This is a genomic window from Cupriavidus sp. H18C2 (assembly GCF_049393795.1).
GTDB lineage: Bacteria > Pseudomonadota > Gammaproteobacteria > Burkholderiales > Burkholderiaceae > Cupriavidus > Cupriavidus pauculus_C.
The window spans coordinates 347,942-372,427 of sequence record NZ_CP186010.1; the positions used below are offsets into that span (position 1 = coordinate 347,942).

The 24,486-nt window shown below is 70.3% G+C and carries 21 protein-coding genes; 8 read left to right on the plus strand and 13 right to left on the minus strand.

What is annotated here, in order from left to right; genetic code table 11:
* Position 1: 1 nt before the first annotated feature.
* Together EPAKOI_RS01650 and EPAKOI_RS01655 are read right to left on the minus strand one after the other, a co-directional pair.
* Positions 2 to 793: an IclR family transcriptional regulator gene (locus tag EPAKOI_RS01650; protein ID WP_423192799.1), complete on the minus strand. Its 792-nt coding sequence runs from the start codon at positions 791 to 793 to the stop codon at positions 2 to 4.
* On the minus strand, positions 790 to 1,569 hold the full coding sequence (locus EPAKOI_RS01655) for an IclR family transcriptional regulator (protein ID WP_423192800.1): 780 nt from the start codon (positions 1,567 to 1,569) through the stop codon (positions 790 to 792). Before EPAKOI_RS01655 ends, EPAKOI_RS01650 begins: the two co-directional genes overlap by 4 nt.
* Before the next feature lie 253 nt (positions 1,570 to 1,822).
* Here EPAKOI_RS01655 and EPAKOI_RS01660 point away from each other — a divergent pair, with 253 nt between their 5' ends.
* The 4 genes from EPAKOI_RS01660 (at position 1,823) to EPAKOI_RS01675 (ending at position 6,144) form a co-directional block, all read left to right on the plus strand.
* The gene (locus EPAKOI_RS01660) at positions 1,823 to 2,782 is read left to right on the plus strand and encodes an MBL fold metallo-hydrolase (RefSeq protein WP_423192801.1); all 960 of its coding nucleotides are present in this window, start codon (positions 1,823 to 1,825) and stop codon (positions 2,780 to 2,782) included.
* A gap of 88 nt (positions 2,783 to 2,870) precedes the next feature.
* Positions 2,871 to 4,631 carry an FAD-dependent oxidoreductase gene (locus tag EPAKOI_RS01665; RefSeq protein ID WP_423192802.1) on the plus strand — a complete coding sequence of 587 codons (1,761 nt, stop codon included), beginning with the start codon at positions 2,871 to 2,873 and terminating at the stop codon, positions 4,629 to 4,631.
* Between the two features lie 25 nt (positions 4,632 to 4,656).
* A complete protein-coding gene (locus EPAKOI_RS01670) occupies positions 4,657 to 4,869 on the plus strand; it encodes a DUF2783 domain-containing protein (protein ID WP_423192803.1) in 213 nt (70 codons plus the stop codon).
* 75 nt (positions 4,870 to 4,944) lie between these two features.
* Positions 4,945 to 6,144, plus strand: a complete 1,200-nt coding sequence (locus EPAKOI_RS01675) for a pyridoxal phosphate-dependent aminotransferase (RefSeq protein ID WP_423192804.1) — start codon at positions 4,945 to 4,947, stop codon at positions 6,142 to 6,144.
* A 518-nt stretch (positions 6,145 to 6,662) separates the two neighbouring features.
* Here the strand turns inward: EPAKOI_RS01675 and EPAKOI_RS01680 are convergent.
* From EPAKOI_RS01680 to EPAKOI_RS01700, 5 genes are read right to left on the minus strand one after another with little or no spacing between them, the layout of a single operon-like run.
* A complete protein-coding gene (locus EPAKOI_RS01680; protein WP_423192805.1) occupies positions 6,663 to 8,126 on the minus strand; it encodes an efflux transporter outer membrane subunit in 1,464 nt (487 codons plus the stop codon).
* A gap of 15 nt (positions 8,127 to 8,141) precedes the next feature.
* Positions 8,142 to 9,305 (minus strand): ABC transporter permease, encoded by a 1,164-nt coding sequence (locus EPAKOI_RS01685; RefSeq protein WP_124682493.1) that lies wholly within the window; start codon positions 9,303 to 9,305, stop codon positions 8,142 to 8,144.
* Positions 9,302 to 10,291: an ABC transporter ATP-binding protein gene (locus tag EPAKOI_RS01690; RefSeq protein ID WP_423192806.1), complete on the minus strand. Its 990-nt coding sequence runs from the start codon at positions 10,289 to 10,291 to the stop codon at positions 9,302 to 9,304. The genes EPAKOI_RS01685 and EPAKOI_RS01690 overlap by 4 nt, the downstream gene beginning before the upstream one ends.
* Positions 10,288 to 11,244 (minus strand): HlyD family secretion protein, encoded by a 957-nt coding sequence (locus tag EPAKOI_RS01695; RefSeq protein ID WP_423192807.1) that lies wholly within the window; start codon positions 11,242 to 11,244, stop codon positions 10,288 to 10,290. Before EPAKOI_RS01695 ends, EPAKOI_RS01690 begins: the two co-directional genes overlap by 4 nt.
* A 27-nt stretch (positions 11,245 to 11,271) precedes the next feature.
* Positions 11,272 to 11,943 carry a TetR/AcrR family transcriptional regulator gene (locus EPAKOI_RS01700; RefSeq protein ID WP_313837644.1) on the minus strand — a complete coding sequence of 224 codons (672 nt, stop codon included), beginning with the start codon at positions 11,941 to 11,943 and terminating at the stop codon, positions 11,272 to 11,274.
* Between the two features lie 195 nt (positions 11,944 to 12,138).
* Here EPAKOI_RS01700 and EPAKOI_RS01705 point away from each other — a divergent pair, with 195 nt between their 5' ends.
* On the plus strand, positions 12,139 to 13,509 hold the full coding sequence (locus EPAKOI_RS01705; RefSeq protein WP_423192808.1) for a carbohydrate porin: 1,371 nt from the start codon (positions 12,139 to 12,141) through the stop codon (positions 13,507 to 13,509).
* Between the two features lie 244 nt (positions 13,510 to 13,753).
* Here EPAKOI_RS01705 and queF read toward each other — a convergent pair whose 3' ends face one another.
* Together queF and ilvA are read right to left on the minus strand one after the other, a co-directional pair.
* Complete coding sequence (queF, locus tag EPAKOI_RS01710; RefSeq protein ID WP_124682488.1) at positions 13,754 to 14,587, minus strand: NADPH-dependent 7-cyano-7-deazaguanine reductase QueF; 834 nt, start codon at positions 14,585 to 14,587, stop codon at positions 13,754 to 13,756.
* 8 nt (positions 14,588 to 14,595) lie between these two features.
* Positions 14,596 to 16,131, minus strand: coding sequence for a threonine ammonia-lyase, biosynthetic (ilvA, locus tag EPAKOI_RS01715; RefSeq protein WP_124682487.1), 1,536 nt, complete (start codon positions 16,129 to 16,131; stop codon positions 14,596 to 14,598).
* A 201-nt stretch (positions 16,132 to 16,332) separates the two neighbouring features.
* Between ilvA and otsB the strand changes: the two genes are divergently transcribed.
* The 3 genes from otsB to EPAKOI_RS01730 all read left to right on the plus strand — a co-directional run bounded on the left by otsB (position 16,333) and on the right by EPAKOI_RS01730 (position 20,421).
* Positions 16,333 to 17,133, plus strand: coding sequence for a trehalose-phosphatase (gene otsB / locus EPAKOI_RS01720; protein WP_313837652.1), 801 nt, complete (start codon positions 16,333 to 16,335; stop codon positions 17,131 to 17,133).
* 104 nt (positions 17,134 to 17,237) lie between these two features.
* The gene (locus tag EPAKOI_RS01725) at positions 17,238 to 18,995 is read left to right on the plus strand and encodes a glycoside hydrolase family 15 protein (protein WP_172966086.1); all 1,758 of its coding nucleotides are present in this window, start codon (positions 17,238 to 17,240) and stop codon (positions 18,993 to 18,995) included.
* Between the two features lie 31 nt (positions 18,996 to 19,026).
* The gene (locus tag EPAKOI_RS01730) at positions 19,027 to 20,421 is read left to right on the plus strand and encodes an alpha,alpha-trehalose-phosphate synthase (UDP-forming) (RefSeq protein ID WP_124682484.1); all 1,395 of its coding nucleotides are present in this window, start codon (positions 19,027 to 19,029) and stop codon (positions 20,419 to 20,421) included.
* Positions 20,422 to 21,020: 599 nt separating this feature from the next.
* Here EPAKOI_RS01730 and EPAKOI_RS01735 read toward each other — a convergent pair.
* The 4 genes from EPAKOI_RS01735 to EPAKOI_RS01750 are packed head-to-tail and all read right to left on the minus strand — an operon-like array spanning position 21,021 to position 24,485.
* Entirely contained in the window at positions 21,021 to 21,626 is a 606-nt protein-coding gene (locus EPAKOI_RS01735; RefSeq protein WP_313837655.1) for a nucleotidyltransferase family protein, read from the minus strand.
* The gene (locus EPAKOI_RS01740; RefSeq protein WP_124682482.1) at positions 21,623 to 22,678 is read right to left on the minus strand and encodes an XdhC family protein; all 1,056 of its coding nucleotides are present in this window, start codon (positions 22,676 to 22,678) and stop codon (positions 21,623 to 21,625) included. Before EPAKOI_RS01740 ends, EPAKOI_RS01735 begins: the two co-directional genes overlap by 4 nt.
* Positions 22,651 to 23,256, minus strand: coding sequence for a CoxG family protein (locus EPAKOI_RS01745; protein ID WP_423192809.1), 606 nt, complete (start codon positions 23,254 to 23,256; stop codon positions 22,651 to 22,653). The genes EPAKOI_RS01740 and EPAKOI_RS01745 overlap by 28 nt, the downstream gene beginning before the upstream one ends.
* A complete protein-coding gene (locus tag EPAKOI_RS01750) occupies positions 23,247 to 24,485 on the minus strand; it encodes a vWA domain-containing protein (protein WP_423192810.1) in 1,239 nt (412 codons plus the stop codon). The genes EPAKOI_RS01745 and EPAKOI_RS01750 overlap by 10 nt, the downstream gene beginning before the upstream one ends.
* Between the last annotated feature and the right edge of the window lies 1 nt (position 24,486).

A 24,486-nucleotide genomic window follows, 5' to 3' on the forward strand; every position in this document is an offset into this window, starting at 1 on the left:
GTCAGCCGCCCAGCGCGGCGCCGAAGCGCCACGACAGCCGCCGCGCGGCCTGCCGCACCACCTGGGCCACGTCGCTGTCGGTCGCGCTGTCAAAGCTGCCGCTGCTGCCCATCACGGCGATGACCAGCGCCAGCGCGCCGGTGTGGTCGAACACCGGGGCGGCGAGCGTGTCGATGCCGGGCACCGGCCGGCTCACGGCGTGGTCGATGCCGGCGGCGCGGATCGCGCGCCAGCGCGGCGCCCATTCGGCCTGCAGCGCGGCGTCCACCGCCACGCCGGCCATGCGGATCGCGTCCTGCGCCAGCGCCTGCGCCAGCACGTCGTCGGGCAGGTGGGCCGCAAAGGTCCGGCCGATGGCCGTGTTGACCATCGACAGCACCGTGCCCACGCGCAGGCTCACATGCTGCGGGCGCGCCGCTTCTTCCAGCCGGATCACCGTGGGACCCAGCGGCCCGAATACCGCCATCGCTACCGACAGCCCCGTGGCATGCGCCAGCGCCACCACCTCGGGCTCGGCCTCGCGCGTGGGCGACAGCCGCTGCAGCGCCACCAGCCCCAGGTCCAGCGCCAGCGGGCCGGCTTCGAAATCGCCATCGGCATTGCGCGCCAGCAGGCCGATCTTCTGCAGGCTGACCAGGTGCGGGAACGCCTTGGCCGGCACCATGCCGGCCGCGCGCGCCAGTTCGCCAAGCGAAAGCGGGCGGCCCGCGTCGGCCAGCGCATCGAGCAACTGGCCGGTGTTGTCCAGCGACTGGATGCCGCGCTGGGGCTTGCTGTCTTCCGGCTGGCTCATGCGGGCTCCATCTCGCGGGCGATGCGGTCGAGCGTGTCGCGCATCGCGCGGGCCACGGGGCCCTGCCAGCCGACGTCGATCGCGCCCGTCGAGCCAATCGCGGTCAGCACCAGCCGCAGCGCGCCGTCGGCGCCGGCCAGCGGCATCGCCAGGCTGCTGACCGCCGGGCTGGGGGTGTCGATGCTGTGTTCCATGCCGCGCGCGCGGATGGCGTCCAGTTGCGCCTGGAAGGCGGGCAGCGCGGCGGCCGGCGCGCCGGTCTGCTGGCGCGCCCAGATCGGCTGCCAGTGCGACGCGGGCTGGAACGCGCAATAGGTGCGGCCCGTGGCCGTGGTCGCCAGCGCCATCACGGTGCCCACGTGCAGGTTCACGTGGAGCGGCGTGCCGGCCGGGGCAAAGTGGACGATGGTCGGCCCCTGCGGCGTCGGCAGGCTGATCGCCACGTTGCAGCCGATGGCCGCCGCCAGCGCGCGCACGTGCGGCACGGCCGCGCGATAGGCGGGTGCATGGTCCAGGTGCAGCATGCCCAGCCGCAACGCCAGCGGGCCGGGCTCGTAGCTGCCGTCCAGGTGGTCGCGCTTGATCAGCCCGAGCCGCGTCAGGCTGACCAGGTAGGTGTGGGCCTGCGCCGGCGCCAGTTGCGCGGCGGCCGCCAGTTCGGCAAGGCCCAGCGGCCGCCGCGCATCGGCCAGCGCCTGCAGCAGGCGGCCGCCCACCTCCACGCTCTGGATGCCGCGCTGCGTCTTGCCGGCGGGTTCGCCCGGGGGTCGTGCCATGTCCGCGTGTCGGGTTGGAAAGGTGCCCATGGTAAGCGATCCGCCCCGCGCGGGCGGCCCCGGCGCCGCATGGGGCCGCTGCGTCGCGCTGGGGGTTTTCCCGGGGGCGGGCACGGTGCGGCAAGGGTTTGCGGTGTGTTTATCCAATAGCAAGCGGATTTGCCATTGATTAAAAAGGGCGGCCTTCCTAAGATTCAGTCACGCCGATCCCCACAGATCGCTGGCCCATACCTATCGAGACAACGAGGCAGACATGGCAAAAGCATTCGCATCCCAGGCCGACCTGGAAGCCAAGCAGATCACCTTCACGCAGCTTTCCGATAACGCCTGGGCCTACACGGCCGAGGGAGACCCCAACTCGGGCGTGATCATTGGCGACGACGGCGTGATGATCGTGGACACAACGGCCACGCCCGCCATGGCGCAGGACCTGATCGCCCGCATCCGCACCATCACTGACAAGCCGATCAAGTACGTGGTGCTGTCGCACTACCACGCGGTGCGCGTGCTGGGCGCGTCGGCCTACTTTGCCGAGGGCGCGCAGCAGGTGATTGCCAGCCGCGGCACCTACGAGATGATCGTGGAGCGCGGCGAGGCCGACATGAAGTCCGAGATCGAGCGCTTTCCGCGCCTGTTCGCCGGCGTGGAGACCGTGCCCGGCCTGACGTGGCCGACGCTGGTCTTCGACCAGGAAATCACGCTGTTCCTGGGCAAGCTGGAGGTGCGCATCGCCCACCTGGGCGCCGGCCACACCAAGGGCGACACCGTGGTCTGGCTGCCGCAGCAGAAGGTGCTGTTCTCGGGCGATCTGGTCGAGTACGACGCGGCCTGCTACTGCGGCGACGCCCAGCTCGAACAATGGCCCGCCACGCTCGACGCGCTGGCCGCGCTGCAACCCGAAAAGCTCGTGCCCGGCCGTGGCCCCGCGCTGACCAGCCCGGCCGAGGTGGCCAAGGGCCTGGCCTATACCAAGGATTTCGTCTCCACGCTGCTGCAGGCCGGCCGCGAGGCCGTGGCCGGCAAGATGGACCTGAAGGCCGCCATGGCGCACACCCGCAAGTCGATGGACCCTAAGTTCGGCCACGTCTTCATCTACGAGCACTGCCTGCCGTTCGACGTCTCGCGCGCCTACGACGAGGCCGCAGGCATCCAGCATCCGCGCATCTGGACGGCCCAGCGCGACCAGGAGATGTGGGCCGCGCTGCAGGCGTAGGGCAGGGCGGCGGTTTTCCCGCTTGCCCGGATGGCGGGGGCGGGCAGCAGAACAAGCGTGACGACACGCACACATGGACGGAGACACCATGCGCAGTACGCCGGTCGACATCGACTACCAGAAGCAAACGTACGCCTACGCGCCGTGCGCCGAGCAGCAGCCGGGCCACTGCGCCGGCGCCCCGCACCCGGTGGTGGTGGTCGGCGCCGGGCCCGTGGGCCTGGCCACGGCCATCGACCTCGCGCGCCAGGGCGTGCCCGTGGTGCTGGTCGACGACGACTGCACGCTTTCCACCGGCTCGCGGGCCATCTGCTTCGCCAAGCGCACGCTGGACATCTTCGACCGGCTGGGCTGCGGCGGCCGCATGGTCGACAAGGGCGTGCGCTGGCACGTCGGCAAGGTATTCCTGCAGGACCGGCAGATCTACGCGTTCGACCTGCTGCCCGAAGGCGGCCACCAGCGCCCGGCGTTCATCAACCTGCAGCAGTATTACGTCGAAGGCTACCTGCTGGAGCTGGCGCAGTCGCTGCCGAACCTGGAAATCCGCTGGAAGAGCCGGGCGGTGGGCGTGGCCCAGCACCCCGACCACGTGGCGCTGACCATCGAGACGCCCGACGGCTGCTACACGCTGTGCGGGCGCTACGTGGTGGCGGCCGATGGCTCGCGCAGCCCGCTGCGCAAGCTGCTGGGGCAGGAAAGCCACGGCCACACGTTCCGCGACCGCTTCCTGATCGCCGACGTGAAGATGGAGGCGCCGTTCCCGGCCGAGCGCTGGTTCTGGTTCGACCCGCCATTCCATCCGAACCAGTCGGTGCTGCTGCACCGCCAGCCCGACAACGTCTGGCGCATCGACTTCCAGCTCGGCTGGGATGCCGATCCGGTGGCCGAAAAGGCGCCCGAGCGCGTGATCCCGCGCGTGCAGGCGCTGCTGGGCCCCGACGCTAGGTTCGAACTCGAATGGGTCAGCGTCTACACGTTCTCGTGCGTGCGGATGGACAGCTTCCGCCACGGCCGCGTGCTGTTTGCCGGCGACGCCGCGCATGGCGTGTCGCCGTTCGGCGCGCGCGGCGCCAACAGTGGCGTGCAGGATGCCGAGAACCTGGCCTGGAAGCTGGCCTACGTGCTGCAGGGCAAGGCGCCCGACAGCCTGCTGGACAGCTACGCCAGCGAGCGCGAGTTCGCGGCCGACGAGAACATCCGCAATTCCACGCGTTCCACTGACTTCATCACGCCCAAGAGCCCGGTCAGCCGCGTGTTCCGCGATGCCGTGCTGACGCTGGCGCGCGACCATGCATTCGCCCGGCAACTGGTGAACAGCGGCCGGCTGTCGGTGCCGGCGGTGCTGCACGGCTCGCCGCTCAACACGGCTGATGCCGACGGGTTTGCCGGCCCGATGGTGCCCGGCGCGGCCTGCGTCGATGCGCCCGTGGCCGAGGCCGCCGACGGGGCGGGGCGACCCTGGCTGCTCCAGCACCTTGGCGATGCGTTCGTCGTGCTGGTGTTCGGCGCGCCGTCCGGCCTCGACGCCGCGCAGGCCCAGGCGCTGCGCACGCTCCAGCAGGGCGGCATCCCGCTGCGCGTGGTGTTCGTGACCGATGCGTCGATCTCGGCCTCGGCGCAGGCGTGGCCCGGCGCCACCGTGCTGCGCGACGCCGAGGGCCTGGCCGCCCGCCGCTACGACGCGCGCGCCGGCACGTGCTACCTGATCCGCCCGGACCAGCACGTCTGCGCCCGCTGGCGCGGCGTGGACAGCGCCCGCATCGGCGCCGCGCTGGCCCGCGCCACCGGCAACGCCCCGGCATCGCCGCTGCCGCAGCCGGCCCCGGCCACCGCCGCGGCCCTGGCCTGACGGCCCCGCAACCCAGGACAGGCCCATGCCACTGAACACCGCCCCCAACCTCGCCCGCCCCGACGACTTCTACGAGGCGCTGATCGACATGCACCGCGACCTCGACGCCGCCGCCAGCCAGGCCGCCAACGCGCGGCTGATCCTGCTGCTGGCCAACCACATCGGCGACCACGACACCCTGGTCGAGGCGATGCGGATGGCCCGCGCGGCAGCCCACGCCGACGCCCCGGCCGCTTGATTCCGATCGGCAGCGGGCGTGGGCGGAAATCCGGTACGCTAGGCGCTTCATCCATTTCCGCCCCAAGGAGTGCCGATGTCCGCCAGCCTGCCCCGCCAGTCTTCCGCCCCAGACGCCGCGCCGCTGGCGCGAGACGTTGTCCACGGCCTGCGCGCGTCGCGCATCCGCGAGGTAGCCAACGCCGGCATCGGCCTGCCCGACGTGCTGCCGTTCTGGTTCGGCGAATCGGACCAGGTGACCCCGGCGTTCATCCGCGACGCCGCGGCCCGCGCGCTGGCCGAAGGGGCCACGTTCTACACCCATAACCTCGGCATCGCGCCGCTGCGCGCGGCGCTGGCCGGCTACGTGACGCGGCTGCACGGCGACACGGCCGTCGACCACATCGCCGTGACCAGCGCCGGCGTCAACGCGCTGATGCTGGCCGCGCAGGTGGTGACCGGGCCGGGCGACCGCGTGGTCTGCGTCACGCCGCTCTGGCCGAACCTCGTTGAAATCCCGCGCATCCTGGGCGCCACCGTGGAAACGGTCACGCTGGACTTTGGCGCCGACGGCTGGACGCTCGACGTCGACAAGCTGCTGCGCGCGCTGACGCCCGGCACGCGCGCCGTGCTGATCAACTCGCCGAACAACCCCACGGGCTGGGTCATGCCGCGCGCGCAGCAGCAGGCAGTGCTGGACCACTGCCGCCGGCACGGCATCTGGATCATCGCCGACGAGGTCTACGAGCGGCTCTACTACGGCGCCGAGGGCGGCAACGCGCCGTCGTTCCTCGACATCGCCAGCCGCGACGAGCAAGTGATCGCCGTGAACTCGTTCTCGAAGGCCTGGCTGATGACGGGCTGGCGGCTCGGCTGGATGGTGCTGCCGGCGTCGCTGATGGACGACCTGGGCAAGCTGATCGAGTACAACACGTCGTGCGCGCCATCGTTCGTCCAGCAGGCCGGCATCGTCGCCGTGAACGAGGGCGAGCCCTTCACGCAGGATCTGGTGCAGCGGCTGCACACGTCGCGCGACCATCTGGTGACCCGGCTGGCAGCGCTGCCCGGCGTGGAAGCCCACGCGCCCGACGGCGCGATGTATGTGTTCTTCCGGCTGGCGGGCACCACGGACAGCCTGGCGCTATGCAAGCGCCTGGTCCGCGACGCCCGGCTGGGCCTGGCCCCCGGCAGCGCCTTCGGCGACGAGGGCGAGGGGTTCGTCCGGTGGTGCTATGCGTGCGACACGGCCAGGCTGGACGAAGGCGTGCAGCGGCTGGCGGGGTTTCTGGGGCGGTAGGGGCGCGGTTTTGGTTGCCCTCTCGCGTGCGTGGGAGACGGGTTGGGGGAGACGGTCAGGGGGTTCAAATTGCCACACGTCGGCAAGCAGAGGCTCGACGCCCTCACCCCCGGCCCCTCTCCCGCCAGGCGGGAGAGGGGAGAAACCGACAGCGTCTGAAGCTCCGACTGTTTTCTCCCCTCTCCCGCGCGTGGGAGAGGGGCCGGGGGTGAGGGCCAGCGCATCCAGAGCAAACAGCCGGTGCTTCAGACGCTGCTGTTTTCTCCCCTCTCCCGCCCGCGGGAGAGGGGCCGGGGAGAGGGCCAGCGCATCCAGAGCAAATAACCGGTGCTTCAGATGCTGCTGTTTTCTCCCCCTCTCCCGCGCGCGGGAGAGGGGCCGGGGGTGAGGGCCAGCGCATCCAGAGCAAATAGCCGGTGCTTCAGATGCTGCTGTTTTCTCCCCTCTCCCGCCCGCGGGAGAGGGGCCGGGGGAGAGGGCCAGCGCATCCCACTGCCACCACCGCCCCCGTCAACACCTCACCGCCCGCCCACCACCGTCTCCCCTTGCCACCACCCGCCGCCCAGCGCCTGCATCAGCGCGGCGGAATCAGCCAGCCGCGCCGCGCGGGCCTGGGCCAGGTCCAGTGCGGCCTGGCGGGCCTGGCGTTCGGCGTCGATGACGGTGAACTGGCTGACGCCGCCGAGCCGGTATTGCTCGCTGACGATGGCCAGCGTGTCGCGCGTCTGGCGGGCGTTGTCGGCGCGGGCCTGCAGCGTGGCGGCGTCGGCTTCCAGCGCGCGCAGCGTGTCGGCCACGTTCTGCAGGCCCTGCAGCACGGCCTGCTGGTAGGCGCCCAGCGACTGCTCGTACGCCGCTTCCTTGGCCCGCTTCTGCGCGCGCAGCTCGCCGCCGTGGAACACCGGCTGCACCACGCCGGCGGCCAGGCTCCAGACGTTCAGGCTGCTGAACAGGTCGCGCGCGCGCATCTGCTGCGTGCCGCCGCTGGCGGTCAGCGTGATCTGCGGGTACAGGTTGGCCGTTGCCACGCCGATGTCGGCCGATGCCTGGTGCAGCAGCGCCTCGGCCGCGCGGATGTCGGGGCGGCGGCGCGCCAGTTCGGCGGGCAGGCTGACCGGCAGCGATTCGGGCAGGTGTAGGTCTTCGAGCCGGAATTCCGGCAGCTGGGCGCTGGCCGGGGTCTGGCCCGTATAGACGGCGAGCTGGTGGCGTGTGGCGTCGAGCTGCTGCGACAGCCCCGGGATCAGCGCCTGCGTCTGCGCCAGTTCCGCCTGCTGGCGCTGCACGTCCACGCGCGCCACGCCGCCCGCTTGCAGCCGCTGCCGCATGATGTCGAGCTGGCGCTGCTGCGCGGCGGCGATGGCTACCGTATCGGCCAGTTGCGCGCGCAGGCCGGCTTCGCGGATGGCGGCCGTCGCCACGTTGGCGGCCAGCGACAGGCGCGCCGCTTCCAGCTCGTAGCGCTGGTAGTCCACGGCGGCCCGCAGGCCCTCCAGCTCGCGCCGCTGTCCGCCGAACAGGTCCAGCGCGTACGACACCTGCACGCTCGCGTTGTACAGCGTGAATGGCCCGGGGCTCGGGAACTGCGTGATGCCGACCGACGTCAGGTCCACCTGCTGGCGCGTGGCGTTGAGCTTGGCGTCCACCTGCGGGAACTGGGTGGCGCCGGTGCGCGCGTTCAGGTTCTCCTGCGCTTCGCGCAGCCGGGCGCGGGCCTGCGTCAGCGTGGGGCTGCTCGCCAGCGCCAGGCGCACGGTCTCGTCCAGCGGCGCGCTGCCGAAGGCGGTCCACCAGTCGGCCGGGACATCGCCAGGCGCCACGGTCTGGGTGGGATAGCCCTGCGCGGCCATCTGCGACGGCTGCGGGCCGGCCGTGAAGCGCGGGTCGGCCGGCGCGTCGGGGGTGCGGAAGTCGGGGCCGACCGCGCAGCCGGCCATCAGCAGGACGGCGGCGGCGGTGGCAAGAAGGGGTGGGATACGCATGACGACGCTCCGCAGTCAGTCGAGCGTGCGCTTGTAGAAGCGCACCGCGATGGCCATGACGATGACCGTGAACAGCGCCACGGGCCAGACGTTGGGCCACAGTTCGGTCCAGCCGCTGCCCTTGAGCATGATGCCGCGGACCATCCGGTTGAAATAGGTCATCGGCAGCACGTTGCCGATCCACTGCGCCCAGGTGGGCATGCCCGCGAACGGGAACATGAAGCCCGACAGCAGGATGTTGGGCAGGAAGTAGAAGAACGTGAGCTGCACCGCCTGGAGCTGGTTGGCCGCCAGCGACGACAGCGTGATGCCGACCGTCAGGTTGGCCGCGATGAACAGCAGCGCCGCCAGGTAGACCGCCACCACCGACCCCAGGAACGGCACGCCGAACACGAAGTGCGCGGCCAGCACGATGATCGTGGCCTGGATCAGGCCGATGAAGATGTACGGGACGATCTTGCCCGAGATGACCTCGATGGGCTGCACCGGCGTGGCCAGCAGGTTCTCCATCGTGCCGCGCTCGCGTTCGCGCGTCATCGCCAGCCCGGTCATCATCACCATCGTCATGGTCAGGATCACGCCCATCAGCCCCGGCACGATGTTGTACTGCGTGATGCCCTCCGGGTTGTACAGCCGCTGGACGTTGACGTCGAACGCGGGCGCCCCGCCGGCCAGCGGCGCCAGCGCGCCCTTGAGGTCGATGCGGGCGACGGTGGCCGGCAACTGCGCCAGCGCGCCGATGGCCGGGCCCGTGGCCGACGGGTCGGTGGCGTCGGCCTCCACCAGGATCGCCGGGCGGTCGCCGTGCAGCAGCCGGCGCGAGAAGTCCGTGGGGATGGTGACCACGAACTGCACGTCGCCGCGCAGCAGCGCCTCGCGGCCGCTGCGCTCGTCGGGCATCGTGCGCACGACCTTGAAGTACGTGGTGTTTTCCAGCGCGGCGACGAACGACCGCGAGAAATCGCTGTGCTCGGCCACGATCACGGCCGTGGGCATGTGGCGCGGGTCGCTGTTGATCGCAAAGCCGAACAGCAGCAGCTGCACGATGGGCAGGCCGACGATCATCCCGAACGTGATGCGGTCGCGCCGCAGCTGCAGGAATTCCTTCAGGACGATGCTCCACCAGCGCTGCACCGAGAACCGGCGCTGGCGCGGGGCGGCCGGGCGGGCGGTGCTCATGGCGCCTCCTTCGGGCTGGCGGCCGGCTGGCGGGCCGGCGTGGCCATGTTGTCCTGCGCGCCGCCCATCATGTGGATGAACACGTCTTCCAGACTGGTCTGCGCCTGGGCGATGCGATGGCCGGTGCCGGCGTATTGCCGCAGCGTGCGTTCCAGCTGGCCGGCGTCCTTGCCGGTCACGTGCAGCGCGGTGCCGAAGGCCACGGTCTGGTCGACGCCGGGCTTGCCCTGCAACTGCGCGGACAGCTCGGCCAGGTTGTCGCCTTCCACGCTCCAGGTGCTCAGGTGCTGGCTGGCCACCACCTCGTCGGACGTACCTTGCGCCAGCAGCGTGCCATAGGCGATGTAGGCCAGCTTGTGGCAGCGCTCGGCCTCGTCCATGTAGTGCGTGCTGACCAGCACCGAGATGCCGCGCGCGGCCAGCTGGTGGAGCTGTTCCCAGAAGTCGCGCCGGGCCTTGGGGTCCACCCCGGCGGTGGGCTCGTCCAGCAGCAGTAGCTGCGGCTCGTGCAGCAGGCAGGCGGCCAGCGCCAGCCGCTGCTTCCATCCGCCCGACAGCGATCCGGCCAGCTGCTCGGCGCGCGACTGCAGGCCCAGGTCTTCCAGCGCGCGGTCCACGGCCTCGCGGCGGTTGGGCATGTCGTAGACGCGGGCGACGAAGTCCAGGTTCTCGCGGATCGACAGGTCTTCCCAGTACGAGAAGCGCTGCGTCATGTAGCCGACGTTGCGCTTGATCTCGGCGGCCTGGGTCAGGATGTCGTAGCCCAGGCAGGTGCCCGAGCCGGAGTCTGGCGTCAGCAGGCCGCACATCATCCGGATCGACGTGGTCTTGCCGCTGCCGTTGGGGCCCAGGAAGCCGAAGATCTCGCCGCGCGCCACCTGCATGGTCAGGTTGTTGACCACGTGCTTGTCACCGAAATGCTTGTTCAGGTCGCGCACTTCGATGGCCAGTTCGCCGTTGCGGGCGGGGAAGGGAGACGTGCTCATGACCGCGCCACCTCCACGGGCTGGCCGGGGCGCAGCCTGGGCGCGTCGGCGGCGGTGGGGCGGGCCTCGATCAGGAACACGAGCTTGCCGCGCGTTTCGTTGCTGTAGATGACCGGCGGCGTGAACTCGGCCTCGTTCGACACGTAGGTGATCTTCGCCGGCACCGGGGCCGCGCAGCCGTCGCAGCGGATGGTGATGGCCTGGCCCGGCTGCAGCGCGCCGACCACGGCTTCGGGCACGAAGAAACGCACCTTGACGTTGCCCGGCGGCAGCATCCGCACCACGGCGCTGCCGGCCGGCACCCATTCGCCGGGGCGGAACGGCACGTCGTAGACCAGGCCGGGCACGGTGGCGTTGACCGACTTGCGCGACAGCTTCCACTCGGCCTGCGCCAGCGCGGCCCGCGCGGCGTCGATCTGCGCGCGCTGGGCGGCCAGCTGGTCCTTGCGGCCGGGCAGGCGGGCCACGTCGATGTCGCGCTGCAGCTCGCGCACGCGCGCGGCGTCAGCATCGGCCGTGGCGCGGCTCTCGTCAAGCTGGGCGCGCGAGATGCCGCCGATCTCGAACTGGGCCTCGTCGCGCCTGCGTTGCGCGGCGCTGCGGGTGGCCTGCGCCTGGGCCTGCACGAGCTGGGCCTGGTTGACGGCCACTTCTACCGGCCGCTTGCCGGTCTGGATATCGGCAAGCTGCGCCTCGGCCACGCGCACCTGCTCGGCGGCCTGCTGGCGCGCGGCGCGTTCGTCGTCGGATTCGAGCACGAACAGCGGGGCGCCGGTGCCCACCTGCTGGCCGCGCTCGACCGACAGCGTTTCCAGGCGGCCGGCGAACGGCGAGGCCACGGCCACGAATTCGCCTTCGACGTAGCCTTGCCACGTGTCGGGCTTGTCGTTGCCGCAGGCGCCGAGCAGCGCGGCGGCCAGCAGCAGGGGCGGGGTGCGGAGGATCAGGGACATGGATGCGGGCTCCGGAGAGATGACGGTTCAGGCGGGATCCTTGGGCGGCACGGACAGGCCGTGGGCCAGCAGCGCGGTGACGTGGCGCACCAGCGTGTCGGTATCGATATCGGCCGCGCCGGGCAGCGCGCGCCAGATGTGGGTGGTGGCCAGCGGCAGCATCGTCAGGCCGATCAGTGAGACCATGACCAGCGCCGGCTCCAGCCCCGGATTGAGCTGGCCCTGCGCATGGGCGGCGGCCAGCGGGCCGGCGATCAATTGGGCGCGCTGCGGGGCCACGCGCTGCAGCAGCCGTTCGCGCAGATGGCCGTCGACGCTGACGATCTCGCGGATCCACAGGCCCGGAAACCATGGCGTGCCCGCCGCGGTGCGGATCAGCTGCGCGGCCAGGCCCTGGATGCGCGTGACCGGGTCGGCGTCGCCGGCCTGCAGTGCGCCGAACACGTGGTCGATCATCGGCTGCAGCCGTTCCTCGAAAATCGCGTCGAGCAGCGCCTCGCGGTCGCGGAAGTAGTAGTGGACCAGCGCCGGCGTGACGCCGGCCTCGGTGGCGATGGCCTTGGTCGACGTGGCGGCCACGCCGTGCCGCGCGAACATCGTCACGGCGGCGTCGATCAGCAGGTCGCGCTGGCCGGCGTCGGCCGTGCGGGTGGTCGGTCGGCCGGGGCGGCGTTTCGGGTCGGACGGGGCGGAGGGCATGGAATGATCTGGATGCTGGCGGGCTTCGCTCGAATATTAATTTTCGAATTAATTAATACAAGGACTGTTACAAGTTGGGTGGCGTTGTTGCAATGCAGCATGGGCGGTGGACAGGTCATGTCGGCTTGGCTATGCTCGCGCAGCCAAGGGGCCGCCCAGCCGGGCGGCGTATCCAACCCTTCTTTCCGATCTTCCATGCCGCGTCACGTATTGCTGGCCGCCCGGCGGCCGCGCCCCCGCTTTGTCCGTCGACTCGCCGCGTTGCTGGCCAGCGCGGCCTTGCCGTGGGCGGCGCTGGCGCAAGAGGCCGCGACGCCGCCCGATACCGAGAGCCCGTTCGCCATCCACGGGCAGGCCACCTACATCTGGACCCGCAAGCCGGCGTTCGACGCGCCGTATTCGGGCGAGAACAGCCTGACGCCCGAGCGCGCCAAGAGCTATTCCTTCACGAGCACGCTGGACCTGGGGCTGCGCCTGTGGCGCGGCGCGGAGTTCCACTTCAATCCCGAGGTGTCGCAGGGCGTGCCGTTCTCGGACCTGCACGGGCTGGGCGGGCTGTCCAACGGCGAGCTGGCCAAGACGGCCAGCACGTCGCCAAAGTTCTACCGGGCGCGCGCGTTCGTCCGCCAGTACTGGGGCATGGGCGGCGGCGACGAGACGCTGGACGCGGATTTCAACCAGTTCGCGCGCACGGTGGACAAGCAGCGGCTGGTGCTGACGGCCGGCAACTTCGGCGTGATCGACGTGTTCGACCAGAACCCGTACGGGTCAGACCCGCGCACGCAGTTCATGAACTGGTCGTTCCTGACGCATGGCTCGTGGGACTACCCGGCCGATTCGCGCGGCTACAACTGGGGCGCGGCGCTGGAGTACATCGGCGACGGCTGGTCGGCGCGCGTCGGCCACTTCCTGCAGCCGCTGGAGTCCAACGGGCGCGAGCTGGACACGCGCGCGTTCAAGCACTACGGCCAGATGCTGGAGCTGGAAAAGCGCTACGAGATTGCCGGCCGCCCCGGGCAGGCGCGGCTGCTGCTGTGGCGCAACCGCGCCAACATGGGCGCCTTCAACGACGCCATCGCGTTCGGCCAGGCCAACGGCGTGACGCCCGACGTGGCCGACGTGCGGCGCGAACACACCAAGTGGGGCGTGGGGCTGGCGTTCCTGCAGGAAGTGACGCGCGACGCGGGTGTGTTCCTGCGCGCCAACTGGTCCGACGACAAGACCGAGACCTACGCCTTCACCGAGATCGGCCGGCAGGTGGCCGGCGGCGGCACGCTCAAGGGCGCGCTATGGGGCCGCCCTAAGGACGAGGTGGGACTGGCGATGGCCGTCAACATGCTGGGCCCCGCGCACCGCAACTACCTGGCGGCCGGCGGCCTGGGCGCCTTCCTGGGCGACGGCGCGCTGCGCTACGGCCCGGAACAGATCGTGGAGATCTACTACAGCTTCGCCGTGTGGAAGACGCTGACGCTAAGCCCGGACTTCCAGTACATCCGCAACCCCGGCTACAACCGCGACCGCGGCCCGGCGAAGTTCATCGGCGTACGGGCGCACGCGGAGTTTTGAGGGGGCTGATCGAGCTGTTGGGCTTTGCTCCCCTCTCCCGCGATGCGGGAGAGGGGTCGGGGGAGAGGGCTGACGGTTCTATTTGCGACATGTCGCGTTTTGAACCTCAACGCCCTCACCCCCAGCCCCTCTCCCGCCGCGCGGGAGAGGGGAGCAAAACCGGGGGCGGGCGAAGGGAGCAAAGCCGTCGGCGGGAGAGGGGAGCAAGACCCGGTGTCGGCACGACTCGCCGTCGCCCCGCTCCCTACTGCCTCGCGTTCCGGCGGTTATCCGGCCACGGCGTGTTGAAGTTGGTGCGGAACGGGTTGATGTCCAGCCCGCCGCGGCGGGTGTAGCGGGCGTAGACGGCCAGCTTGACCGGCTTGCACATGCGCAGCACGTCCGTGAAGATCCGCTCCACGCACTGCTCGTGGAACTCGTTGTGGTTGCGGAACGAGATCAGGTACTTGAGCAGCCCTTCCTGGTCGATCGGGGCGCCCACGTAGCGGATCTGCACGCTGCCCCAGTCGGGCTGGCCCGTGACCAGGCAGTTCGACTTGAGCAGGTGCGACACCAGCGTTTCCTCCACCGGCGATGCCTCCTGGTCGGCCTTGAGCAGCGAGGCGTCGGGCTCGTAGATGTCGGTCTCGATGTCCAGGCGGTCCAGCAGCAGGCCGTCCAGTTCGCCCATCTTTTGCGTGCCCAGGTCCGCCTCGGTGACCAGCCGCACCTGCACGGTGCCGCCCGTGGCCTGCGACAGGTCGTGGTGCAGCAGTTGCTGCAGTGCCTCGGCAGAGGCGATCCGGCTCTGGTTGAACGAGTTCAGGTACAGCTTGAAGGACTTGGACTCGACGATGTTCGGCGTGTCGGACGGGATGATGAACGTGGCCAGCGCCACCTGCGGCTTGCCTTTCAGGTTCAGCCACGACACCTCGTACGCGTTCCAGATGTCCACGCCGAAGAACGGCAGCGCGCGGCCCTCGGCCAGGCCGATCTCGGTGCGCTTGGGCTGGCGCGGGATCGGGAACAGCAGCGTCGGGTCGTATTCGGTCTTGTACGCCGAGGGCTTGCCCAGCGGCGAGTGCTCAGGAAGCGTCATTGCGGGTCTCAGGCCAGGAACAGCTTGTAAACGGGGTTGTCGGTCTCGTCCCAGTGTACGTAACCGAGCGTGGAAAGGAAGGTGCGGAACGCGCGCTTCTCGTTCTTCGGCACCTGGATGCCCACCAGGATGTTCGACGTGTCCGCGCCCTGGTTCCGGTAGTGGAACAGGCTGATGTTCCAGTTCGGGGCCATGCTGGACAGGAACTTCATCAGCGCGCCCGGCCGCTCCGGGAATTCGAAGCGGTACAGCAGTTCGTCCTGCGCCAGCGGCGAGTGGCCGCCCACCATGTAGCGGATGTGCTGCTTGGCCAGTTCGTCGTTGGACAGGTCCAGCGTGTCGAACCCGTGGCGGCGGAAGTTGGCGGCGATCTTGTCGTTCTCGCTGCGCGCAGCGATCTGCAGGCCCACGAAGATGTGCGCCACGCCCTTGTCGGCGATACGGTAGTTGAACTCGGTCACGCTGCGGGTGCCCACCTGCTCGCAGAAGCGCTTGAAGCTGCCGCGTTCCTCGGGGATCGTCACGGCGAACACGGCCTCGCGGGCCTCGCCCACCTCGGCGCGCTCGGCCACGAAGCGCAGGCGGTCGAAGTTCATGTTCGCGCCGCAGGCAATGGCCACGAGCTGCTGGCCCTTGAGCTTCTCGCGCTCGGCATAGGCCTTCAGGCCGGCCACGGCCAGCGCGCCGGCCGGTTCCAGGATGCTGCGGGTGTCCTGGAACACGTCCTTCAGGCCCGCGCAGATCGCGTCGGTATCGACCAGGATGATGTCGTCCACCAGCTCGCGCGTGATGCGGAAGGTTTCCTTGCCCACCAGCTTCACGGCCGTGCCGTCCGAGAACAGGCCCACGTCCTTCAGTTCCACGCGCTTGCCGGCGTCGACCGAGCGCTTCATCGCGTCGGAATCGAACGTCTGCACGCCAATGACCTTGATCTCGGGGCGCACGGCCTTGACGTAGGCGGCAATGCCCGAAATCAGCCCGCCGCCGCCGATGGCCACGAAGATCGCGTGGATCGGGCCCGGGTGCTGGCGCAGGATCTCCATGGCGATGGTGCCCTGGCCGGCAATCACGTCCGGGTCGTCGAACGGGTGGATGAAGGTGAGCTTCTGCTTGGCCTCCAGCTCGGCCGCGTGCAGGTAGGCGTCGCTGTACGACTCGCCGTGCAGCACGATGCGGACCCACTCGCCGCCGCGCTCGCGCACCGCGTCGATCTTCACCTGCGGCGTGGTGGTGGGCATGCAGATGATGGCCTTGCACTGCAACCGGGCGGCGGCCAGCGCCACGCCCTGGGCGTGGTTGCCGGCCGACGCGGCGATCACGCCGCGCTTCAGTTCCTCGGGCTTCAGCGACGCCATCTTGTTGTACGCCCCGCGCAACTTGAACGAGAACACGGGCTGGGTGTCCTCGCGCTTGAACCAGACCGCGTTGCCGGTCCGTGCCGACAGGGCCGGGGCGTAGGTCAGCTCGGTCTCCTGGGCCACGTCGTAGACCTTGGCGGTCAGGATCTTCTTCAAATAGTCGGGCTTGGGCGGAGTGCGGGTCATGGTCAGCGGGGGCGCCACGCGGGCGGCGTGCAAAAAAAGCCGGAAAAATCGGCGGAAACCGCCAATGATAATGGATGGCGCCGGCGCGGGCCCCACCACGGCCGCACCGCGCACCGGCCACGCCGGCGTGCCGCAAGGGCCACAGTTGTAGGACAGCGCCCGGTGGACGCTTGTCAAAACCACGTGTTACGGTTTCACGCGATGCCCCCGTTACCTCTGATCGAACCCAACACCGCGCTATTCCTGGACTTCGACGGCACGCTTGCCGATCTTGCGCCGCTTCCGCACCTGGTGCAGGTGGAACCGGAACTGGTTGGCACGCTGCGCGCGTTGCATACCTGCCTGGGCGGCGCGGTGGCCATCGTGTCCGGCCGGCCCGTCGCCGAGCTGGACGATTTCCTGCAGCCCTTGCGCCTGCCGGCCGCCGGCATCCATGGCGCCGAGTTCCGCAACGGCGCCGAGCGCATCGCGCGGCCGCCGGCGCCGGGCATCGGCCCGCTGCTGCCCAAGCTTGAGGCGCTGGTCGCCCGGCATCCGGGGCTCAGGCTCGAACGAAAGTCCGTGGCCGTGGCCGTCCACTATCGCCAGGTGCCAGACCTGGAGCCGCTGGTGCGGGCCGCCGTGGCCGACGTGCTGCGCGACGCCATCGGGCTGGAGGCGCTGCCCGGCAAGATGGTCATCGAGATCAAGCCGGCCGGCGTGGACAAGGGCGGCGCGATTGCCGCGTTCATGCGCTCGCCGCCGTTCGCCGGCCGCCTGCCGCTGTTCGCCGGCGACGATGTCACCGACGAAGCCGGCTTCACCGTGGTGCGCGAACTGGGCGGCATCGGCCTGCTGGTGGGCCAGCGCGCCTCTGCCGCGTCGCACAGCCTGCCCCGCCCGGCGGACCTGCGCGAATGGCTGCACCAGTCCGCCCATGCGCTGACGCACCTGCTGGCGCAGCGCCAGGACCCCCCGTCCGACCCCCTCTCACCCCCATCTGCCCGGGAGGATACGTTGTGAGCGAACCTGTCAACCTGAACCCTGCCATCGCCACGGAGGCCCCCGCCGTCAATACCGATTCCGATACCTCGTCGCGCCATGCCGATCCGTCGCTGTCGCTCGGGATGATCGGCAATTGCGCGTTCTCGGCGCTGGTGGACGGCCGCGGCCGCATCGTCTGGTGCTGCATGCCCCGCTTTGACGGCGACCCGGTGTTCAACGCGCTGCTGGACCCCAGCGAGAACGCCGGGCACTTCAACATCGAGATCGAGGACTTCCAGGAAGCCACGCAGTGGTACGAGCCGAACACGGCCGTGCTGCGCACCCAGCTCACCGACCGGCACGGGAGCTGCCTGGAAATCACCGACTTCTGCCCGCGCTTCTTCCGGCTCGGGCGCTATTTCCGGCCGTTGACGCTGGTACGGCGCATCCGCCCGATCCGGGGCGCGCCGCGCGTGCGCGTGACGCTGGCGCCGCGCTACAACTACGGCCGGCACGCGCCGCACGTCACGCGCGGCAGCAGCCATGCGCGGTTCGTCGGCGAGGACATGACGCTGCGCCTGACCACCGACGCGCCGCTGGCCTACGTGCTGTCGAACACGCCGTTCCTGGTCACGCGCGGCTACAACTTCATCCTGGGACCCGACGAGACGCTCACGCACAGCGTGGAGGACATCGCGCGCGATTTCGAGCAGGAGACCACGGCGTACTGGCGCCTGTGGAGCCGCCGGCTGGCCGTGCCGCGCGAGTGGCAGGACGCGGTGATCCGCGCGGCCATCACGCTGAAGCTGTCGCTCTACGAGGAAACCGGCGCCATCGTGGCCGCCATGACCACGAGCATCCCCGAGGCGCCGGGCAGCGGCCGCAACTGGGACTACCGGTTCTGCTGGCTGCGCGACGCCTTCTTCGTGGTGCGGGCGCTGAACAGCCTGTCGGAGGTCGGCACGATGGAGGACTACCTGCGCTGGCTGTCGAACGTCGTGATGCAATCCCAGGACGGCCATATCCAGCCGCTCTACGGCATCGGCCTGGAGCGCGAGCTGCCCGAAAGCATCCTGGACCACCTGGGCGGCTACCGCGGCATGGGGCCGGTGCGGGTGGGCAACCAGGCGCAGGAACACTTCCAGCACGATGTGTACGGCAACGTGGTGCTGGCCGCCGCGCAGGCGTTTCACGACCACCGGCTGCTTCATCGCGGCGGGCCGGCCGAATTCCAGAAGCTGGAGGACGTGGGCGAGCAGGCCGTGCGCGTGTTCGGCACGCCCGACGCCGGCATGTGGGAGCTGCGCACGCGCGCCCGCATCCATACGTCTTCGGCGCTGATGAGCTGGGTGGCGTGCGACCGCCTGGCCAAGATCGCCGTGAAGCTGGAGCAGCCCGCGCGGGCCGCTTACTGGCACGACCACGCGGACCGCATGAAGCGGCGCATCCTGGAGGAGTCCTGGAGCGAGAAGCGCCAGGCGTTCGCGGAAAGCTTCGGCGGCAAGGAACTGGACGCCAGCGTGCTGCTGATGGCCGAGGTCAACTTCATCGACCCCCGCGACCCGCGCTTCGTGTCGACCGTGAAGGCGCTGGAAGAATCGCTGTGCGACGGCCCGTACATGCGGCGCTACGAGGCGCCCGACGACTTCGGCAAGCCCGAGACCGCGTTCAACATCTGCACGTTCTGGCGCATCGACGCGCTGGCGCGTATTGGCCGGCGCGAGCAGGCGCGCGAGATCTTCGAGGCCATGCTGGCCGCGCGCAACCCGCTGGGCCTGCTGTCAGAGGACACCCACCCGGTCACCGGAGAGATGTGGGGCAACTTCCCGCAGACCTATTCGATGGTCGGCCTGATCAACGGTGCCATGCGGCTGTCGGCACCCTGGGACACCGTGATCTGAGAAAAGGATTCGCAACAACAAGAAGCGATATATGGGCAGACTAGTAGCAGTATCGAACCGGGTCGCGGACCCGCGCAACCACGCGGCGGGCGGGCTCGCAGTGGCGCTTTCCGAAGCGCTCAACAAGACGGGCGGCCTCTGGTTCGGCTGGAGTGGCAAGGTGTTGGAAACCGCGCAGGGCGGCACGCCCGGCGAGGGCGAACTGCATCAGACGCAGGCCGGCAACGTGACGCTGGCCACCGTGGACCTGTGCCGCGAGGACCACGATGCGTATTACCTGGGCTACAGCAACGGCGTGCTCTGGCCCGTGCTGCACTACCGCGTGGACCTGGCCGACTTCGACGCCGGCGGCAACCTCAACGCCTACCGCCGCGTGAACCAGCTGTTCGCGCGCAAGCTGGCGCCGCTGCTGAAGCCCGACGACGTCATCTGGATCCACGACTACCACCTGATCCCGCTGGCGGCGGAACTGCGCGCCATCGGCTGCGGGCAGCGCATCGGCTTCTTCCTGCACGTGCCGCTGCCGCCGCCGCTGATCCTGGCGGCCATCCCGCAGCACGAATGGCTGATGCGCGCGCTGTTTGCGTACGACCTGCTGGGCTTCCAGAGCCAGGCGGACCTGGACCACTTCTCGCGCTACGTGCAGGGCGAGGCCGGCGCGGAGCCGATGGGCGAGTACCGCTTCCGGGCCTTCCACCGCACGGTGCGCGCGCAGGCGTTCCCGATCGGCATCGACGTCGACGAGTTCGCGGAACTGGGCCGTGGCGACGAAGCGATGGAAACCTACGAGATGATGCGCGGCCAGTACTCGACGCGCCGGCTGCTGCTGGGCATCGACCGGCTCGACTACTCGAAGGGCCTGCCGCAGCGGCTCAAGGCGTTCCAGACGCTGCTGTCCGAGTATCCGGAGAACCGCTCCAGCGCCACGCTGATCCAGATCGCGGCACCGTCGCGCGAATCGGTCGACGCCTACGCCGACCTGCGCCGCGAGATGGAAGGCATCACCGGCGCCATCAACAGCGAGTACGGCGAGCTGGACTGGATGCCGGTGCGCTACATCCACCGCTCGACATCGCGCCGCCGGCTGCCCGGGCTATGCCGCGCCAGCGCCGTGGCGCTGGTTACGCCGCTGCGCGACGGCATGAACCTCGTCGCCAAGGAATACATCGCCGCCCAGGACCCGGACGACCCCGGCGTGCTGGTGCTGTCGCGCTTCGCCGGCGCGGCGGAGCAGTTGAAAGAGGCGCTGCTGGTCAACCCGTACGACACCCGCGCCACGGCCCAGGCCATCCAGCAGGCGCTGCACATGCCGCTGTCGGAACGCCGCTCACGGCACCAGAAACTGCTGGAACGTATCCGCCAGCAAGACGTGCACTGGTGGAGCAGCGAATACCTGCGGGCGCTGATGGAGACAGAGGGCGGCTGAGGGCTGGTGGTTTGCGTTCCTCTCCCGCAATGCGGGAGAGGGGCCGGGGGTGAGGGCTGGCAGTCCAAATTGCGACTTGTCGGCAAGCAGATGCTCGACGCCCTCTCCCCCAACCCCCTCTCCCACTGCGTGGGAGAGGGGAGCCGGCATGCGGTCATGCGGGACGCGTCAGCCAGCACTACGTTTGCGCGCGACGCTTGTTTGCTCCCCCTCTCCCGCAACGCGGGAGAGGGGCCGGGGGAGAGGGCTGGCAGTCCAAATTGCGACTTGTCGGCAAGCAGATCCTCGACGCCCTCTCCCCCAGCCCCTCTCCCACTGCGTGGGAGAGGGGAGCCGGCATGCGGTCATGCAGGCCGCGTCAGCCAGCACTACGTTTCGCCCGACGCTTGTTTGCTCCCCTCTCCCGCAACGCGGGAGAGGGGCCGGGGGTGAGGGCTGGCGGTCCAAATTGCGACTTGTCGGCAAGCAGATGCTCGACGCCCTCACCCTCAACCCCTCTCCTACTGCGTGGGAGAGGGGAGCCGGCATGCGGTCATGCGGGACGCGTCAGCCATCACCGCGTGGCATAGGCGAGCCAGCCGCCGGCGCATCGCTGTCTCTCAGACCAGATCGCCCGGCACGTCGATATCGCGGAATGCGGCGTCGTCCTCGGTGAGGATGCGGGTGACCGGCTGGGATTTCAGCAGCGCGCGGGCGCCTTCGTCGCCGTCCAGTTTCAGCAGTTCGTCGCGCCACGCGGCGCCGAAGCCGACCGGATGGCCGCGGCGGCCGTCGCGCCAGGGGGCGGCGATGGTGTCGCGCGAGGTGATGGTCAGCGCCACGGCGCGGACCAGTTCCATCGACAGCCACGGCATGTCGGCCAGCGCGACCACCCAGCCGCGGGCGTCGGCGCTGGCGGCCACGCCGGCGCGCAGCGCGGCGCCCATGCCGGCTTCGGCTTCGGCCGATTCGATGACCCTACAGCCGCCGCGTTTCAGTTCGGCCGCCAGTTCCGGGTGGCCGGGCCGCACCACCGCGATCGAGTTTGGCAGGCCGGCCGCCAGCGTGCGGGCGCTGCGCCATGCCACGGTGCGGCCGTCGGGCATCGTTTCCAGCAGCTTGTTGCGCAGGCCGGCCGGGTCGAAGCGGCGGCCGAAGCCGGCGGCCAGCAGGATGCCGGTGGGCAGGTCGGTCTGCGTGAGCGGGGCGCGGGCGGGCCTGGTCATGGCTGGCTGGCGGTCACGGGTGCGCCGCCCGGCAGGATCGGGCACTCGGCCTCGCCCGCGGCAATCTCGCGCGCGGCCTTGGCGCCTTCCACCTGCAGGATGTCGGGCAGCGACACGTGGTTCTTGGCGGCGACCACCTCGGCCAGGATCGAAATGGCGATCTCGGGCGGCGTGCGGCTGCCGATGTAGATGCCCACCGGCCCGTGCAGCCGGGCCAGTTGCTGCTCGCTCAGGTCGAACTCCTTGAGCCGCTCGCGGCGCGCGGTGTTGTTGCGGCGCGAGCCCAGCGCGCCGACGTAGAACGCCGGCGTGCGCAGCGCCTCCATCAGCGCCAGGTCGTCGAGCTTGGGGTCGTGCGTCAGCGCGATGACCGCGCAGCGCTCGTCCAGCCGCATGGCCTCGACGGTGTCGTCGGGCATCGTGCGGACCATCGTCACGCCGGGGATGTCCCACGTCTCCGTGTATTCCTCGCGCGGGTCGCAGACGGTGACCTGGAAGCCCAGCCCCACCGCGATCTGGCACAGGTACTTCGATAGCTGCCCCGCGCCGATCACCAGCATGCGGTAGCGCGGCCCGTGGATGGTCATCAGCGTGCGGCCGTCGAACGACAGCCCGTCGGCCGCCTGCGCGTGGCTCAGCGTGGCGCGGCCGGTGGCCATGTCCAGCGAGCGCGCCACCAGGCGGCCCTGTTCCACGGCGTCCAGCAGTTCGGCAATGCCGCTCTGCGGCCCCAGCGGCTCGGCCACCAGTTCGATCGTGCCGCCGCAGGGCAGCCCGAAGCGGTGCGCTTCCTCGGCGCTGATGCCGTACTTCATCGCCTCCGGGCCCGCCGCGCGGATGCCCTCCTTGTGCACGCGATAGATGATGTCGTCCTCGATGCAGCCGCCCGAGACCGACCCGACCACCAGGCCGTCGTCGCGCACCGCCAGCATCGCGCCTTCGGGGCGGGGCGACGAGCCCCACGTCCTGACCACCGTCACCAGCAGCACGCCGTGTCCGGCCTGCTGCCACTTCACACTGCTCTTCAGGACTTCGAGATCCACGCTGTCCATGATCGTTTCCGCTTGCCTGCCTGATCCTCGCCACCGTCGGCGTCGCCGCCTTCGGTGGCCCCATTGCTCTGGGAGTTGTCGTTGTTGTCACTGCCCGGCGCCATGCCGTCGCCGTCATCGCCCGCCTCTGCGGGGCCGCCGGTCACCGCCTCGGTGAAGCGCGCGAAGAACGTGTCCGCCATCTTGCGCGCCGCGGCGTCCACCAGCCGCGAGCCGATCTGCGCGATCTTGCCGCCCACCTGCGCCTGCACCGTGTAGGCCAGCAGCGTGGCCGCGTCACCGTCGGGGGTCAGCGTGACGCGGGCCGACCCCTTGCCGAAGCCGGCCGCGCCACCCTGTCCGTCGAACTGGATCGTGTAGCTGTCCGGCGCCTGGATGTCCTGCAGCGCCATGCGGCCCTTGAAGCGCGCCTTGACGGGGCCGACCGCCGCGGTGAGCGCGAGCTGGTAGGCGTTGTCGCCATCGGGCTCGATGCTCTCACATCCGGGAATACATTGCTTGAGCAGGGCCGTGTCGTTCAGCGCCTCCCATGCCACCTGCTGCGGCACGGGCAGCCGCTGGGTCTGGGTCATTTCCATCGCGGATTTCCTCCTGTAGGGCCGGTTTGTCTCACCGGTGGGACAGACGGGGGCGGGCGGTCGTCCGCCAGCAGCGTTTCCAGCGCCAGCAGGCTGTCCAGGTTGTGCGCGGGGCGCAGCGCGTCCACGTACGGCAGGATGGCCTGGATGCCGCGCGCCTGTGGCGCAAAGCCCGCATAGCGCAGCAGCGGGTTCAGCCAGACGATGCGGTGCGCAAAGCGCCGCAGCCGGGCCATTTCCTGCGCCAGCAGGTCGATGTGTTCGAGGTCGATGCCGTCGCTGACCAGCAGCACCGTGGCGCGCCCGGCCAGCGTGCGGCGCGCCCATTGCCGGTTGAACGCGGCCAGCGCCGCGCCGATGCGCGTGCCGCCGGCCCAGTCGCGCACCTGCCCGGCGATCAGCGTCACGGCGTCGTCCGGGTCGCGCTCGCGCAGCCGGCGCGTGACATTGGTGAGCCGCGTGCCGAACAGGAACACGTGCATGCGCTCGCGCGACTGCATCAGCGCGTGGCAGTAGTACAGCACCGCGCGCGAGTACTGGCTCATCGACCCCGAGATGTCCAGCAGCAGCACCACGGGCGGCTTGCGCGCGACCTGCCGGCGGTGCTTCCAGCGCAGCCATTCGCCATGCTGGCGCACGGCCAGCCGGGCGCTGGCGCGCAGGTCGGCGTGGGTGCCGGCCGTGGCGGCGCGCAGCCGGCGCGTGCGTTGCAGCGCCAGGTGGGCGCGGCGGGTGCGGACCAGGTGCTGCAGCGCGCGCCATTCGTCGGCCGTGAGCGTGTCGAAGTCGCGGCTCGACAGCCGTTCCTGGGCGGAGAACGTCAGCGGCGCGGTAAAGCGTTCCTCGCGCATCGGCGTGTCGGGGCGGGCGGCGGCCGGCTGGCGGGCGGCCAGCGCGTCGGCCAGCCGGTTGCTGCGCCGGGGCGGCGGCGCGCCGGCGTCCACGCGCGGCAGCAGCATCGCGCGCAGCTTGCCCTCCCAGTCGGGGTCGCGCCAGAACAGGTCGAAGGCGGCGTCGAACAGTGGCCGCTGGTCTGGCCCGGACAGCATCAGCGCCGCCAGCGCCGCGCGTACTTCCTGCCGGGCGCCGATGTCGACGTGGCGCAGCGCCTCCAGCGCATCCACGGCGTGCGCCGGCGACAGCCCGAAGCCGGCATCGCGCAGCAGCCGCGTGAAATGCGTGACGTTGCGCGCCAGCATCGGCAGGGCGGGTGCGGCGGCGGGCGTCATC

What these genes read in the sequence shown, in the direction of transcription:
- queF (WP_124682488.1), bottom strand. Translation starts at nt 14,587, where the DNA reads ATGACGCTTCCTGAGCACTCGCCGCTGGGCAAGCCCTCGGCGTACAAG.
- EPAKOI_RS01655 (WP_423192800.1), bottom strand. Translation starts at nt 1,569, where the DNA reads ATGGCACGACCCCCGGGCGAACCCGCCGGCAAGACGCAGCGCGGCATC.
- EPAKOI_RS01685 (WP_124682493.1), bottom strand. Translation starts at nt 9,305, where the DNA reads ATGAGCACCGCCCGCCCGGCCGCCCCGCGCCAGCGCCGGTTCTCGGTG.
- EPAKOI_RS01745 (WP_423192809.1), bottom strand. Translation starts at nt 23,256, where the DNA reads ATGGAAATGACCCAGACCCAGCGGCTGCCCGTGCCGCAGCAGGTGGCA.
- EPAKOI_RS01670 (WP_423192803.1), top strand. Translation starts at nt 4,657, where the DNA reads ATGCCACTGAACACCGCCCCCAACCTCGCCCGCCCCGACGACTTCTAC.
- EPAKOI_RS01750 (WP_423192810.1), bottom strand. Translation starts at nt 24,485, where the DNA reads ATGACGCCCGCCGCCGCACCCGCCCTGCCGATGCTGGCGCGCAACGTC.
- EPAKOI_RS01740 (WP_124682482.1), bottom strand. Translation starts at nt 22,678, where the DNA reads ATGGACAGCGTGGATCTCGAAGTCCTGAAGAGCAGTGTGAAGTGGCAG.
- ilvA (WP_124682487.1), bottom strand. Translation starts at nt 16,131, where the DNA reads ATGACCCGCACTCCGCCCAAGCCCGACTATTTGAAGAAGATCCTGACC.
- EPAKOI_RS01650 (WP_423192799.1), bottom strand. Translation starts at nt 793, where the DNA reads ATGAGCCAGCCGGAAGACAGCAAGCCCCAGCGCGGCATCCAGTCGCTG.
- EPAKOI_RS01695 (WP_423192807.1), bottom strand. Translation starts at nt 11,244, where the DNA reads ATGTCCCTGATCCTCCGCACCCCGCCCCTGCTGCTGGCCGCCGCGCTG.
- otsB (WP_313837652.1), top strand. Translation starts at nt 16,333, where the DNA reads ATGCCCCCGTTACCTCTGATCGAACCCAACACCGCGCTATTCCTGGAC.
- EPAKOI_RS01725 (WP_172966086.1), top strand. Translation starts at nt 17,238, where the DNA reads ATGATCGGCAATTGCGCGTTCTCGGCGCTGGTGGACGGCCGCGGCCGC.
- EPAKOI_RS01680 (WP_423192805.1), bottom strand. Translation starts at nt 8,126, where the DNA reads ATGCGTATCCCACCCCTTCTTGCCACCGCCGCCGCCGTCCTGCTGATG.
- EPAKOI_RS01735 (WP_313837655.1), bottom strand. Translation starts at nt 21,626, where the DNA reads ATGACCAGGCCCGCCCGCGCCCCGCTCACGCAGACCGACCTGCCCACC.
- EPAKOI_RS01660 (WP_423192801.1), top strand. Translation starts at nt 1,823, where the DNA reads ATGGCAAAAGCATTCGCATCCCAGGCCGACCTGGAAGCCAAGCAGATC.
- EPAKOI_RS01665 (WP_423192802.1), top strand. Translation starts at nt 2,871, where the DNA reads ATGCGCAGTACGCCGGTCGACATCGACTACCAGAAGCAAACGTACGCC.
- EPAKOI_RS01705 (WP_423192808.1), top strand. Translation starts at nt 12,139, where the DNA reads ATGCCGCGTCACGTATTGCTGGCCGCCCGGCGGCCGCGCCCCCGCTTT.
- EPAKOI_RS01730 (WP_124682484.1), top strand. Translation starts at nt 19,027, where the DNA reads ATGGGCAGACTAGTAGCAGTATCGAACCGGGTCGCGGACCCGCGCAAC.
- EPAKOI_RS01675 (WP_423192804.1), top strand. Translation starts at nt 4,945, where the DNA reads ATGTCCGCCAGCCTGCCCCGCCAGTCTTCCGCCCCAGACGCCGCGCCG.
- EPAKOI_RS01690 (WP_423192806.1), bottom strand. Translation starts at nt 10,291, where the DNA reads ATGAGCACGTCTCCCTTCCCCGCCCGCAACGGCGAACTGGCCATCGAA.
- EPAKOI_RS01700 (WP_313837644.1), bottom strand. Translation starts at nt 11,943, where the DNA reads ATGCCCTCCGCCCCGTCCGACCCGAAACGCCGCCCCGGCCGACCGACC.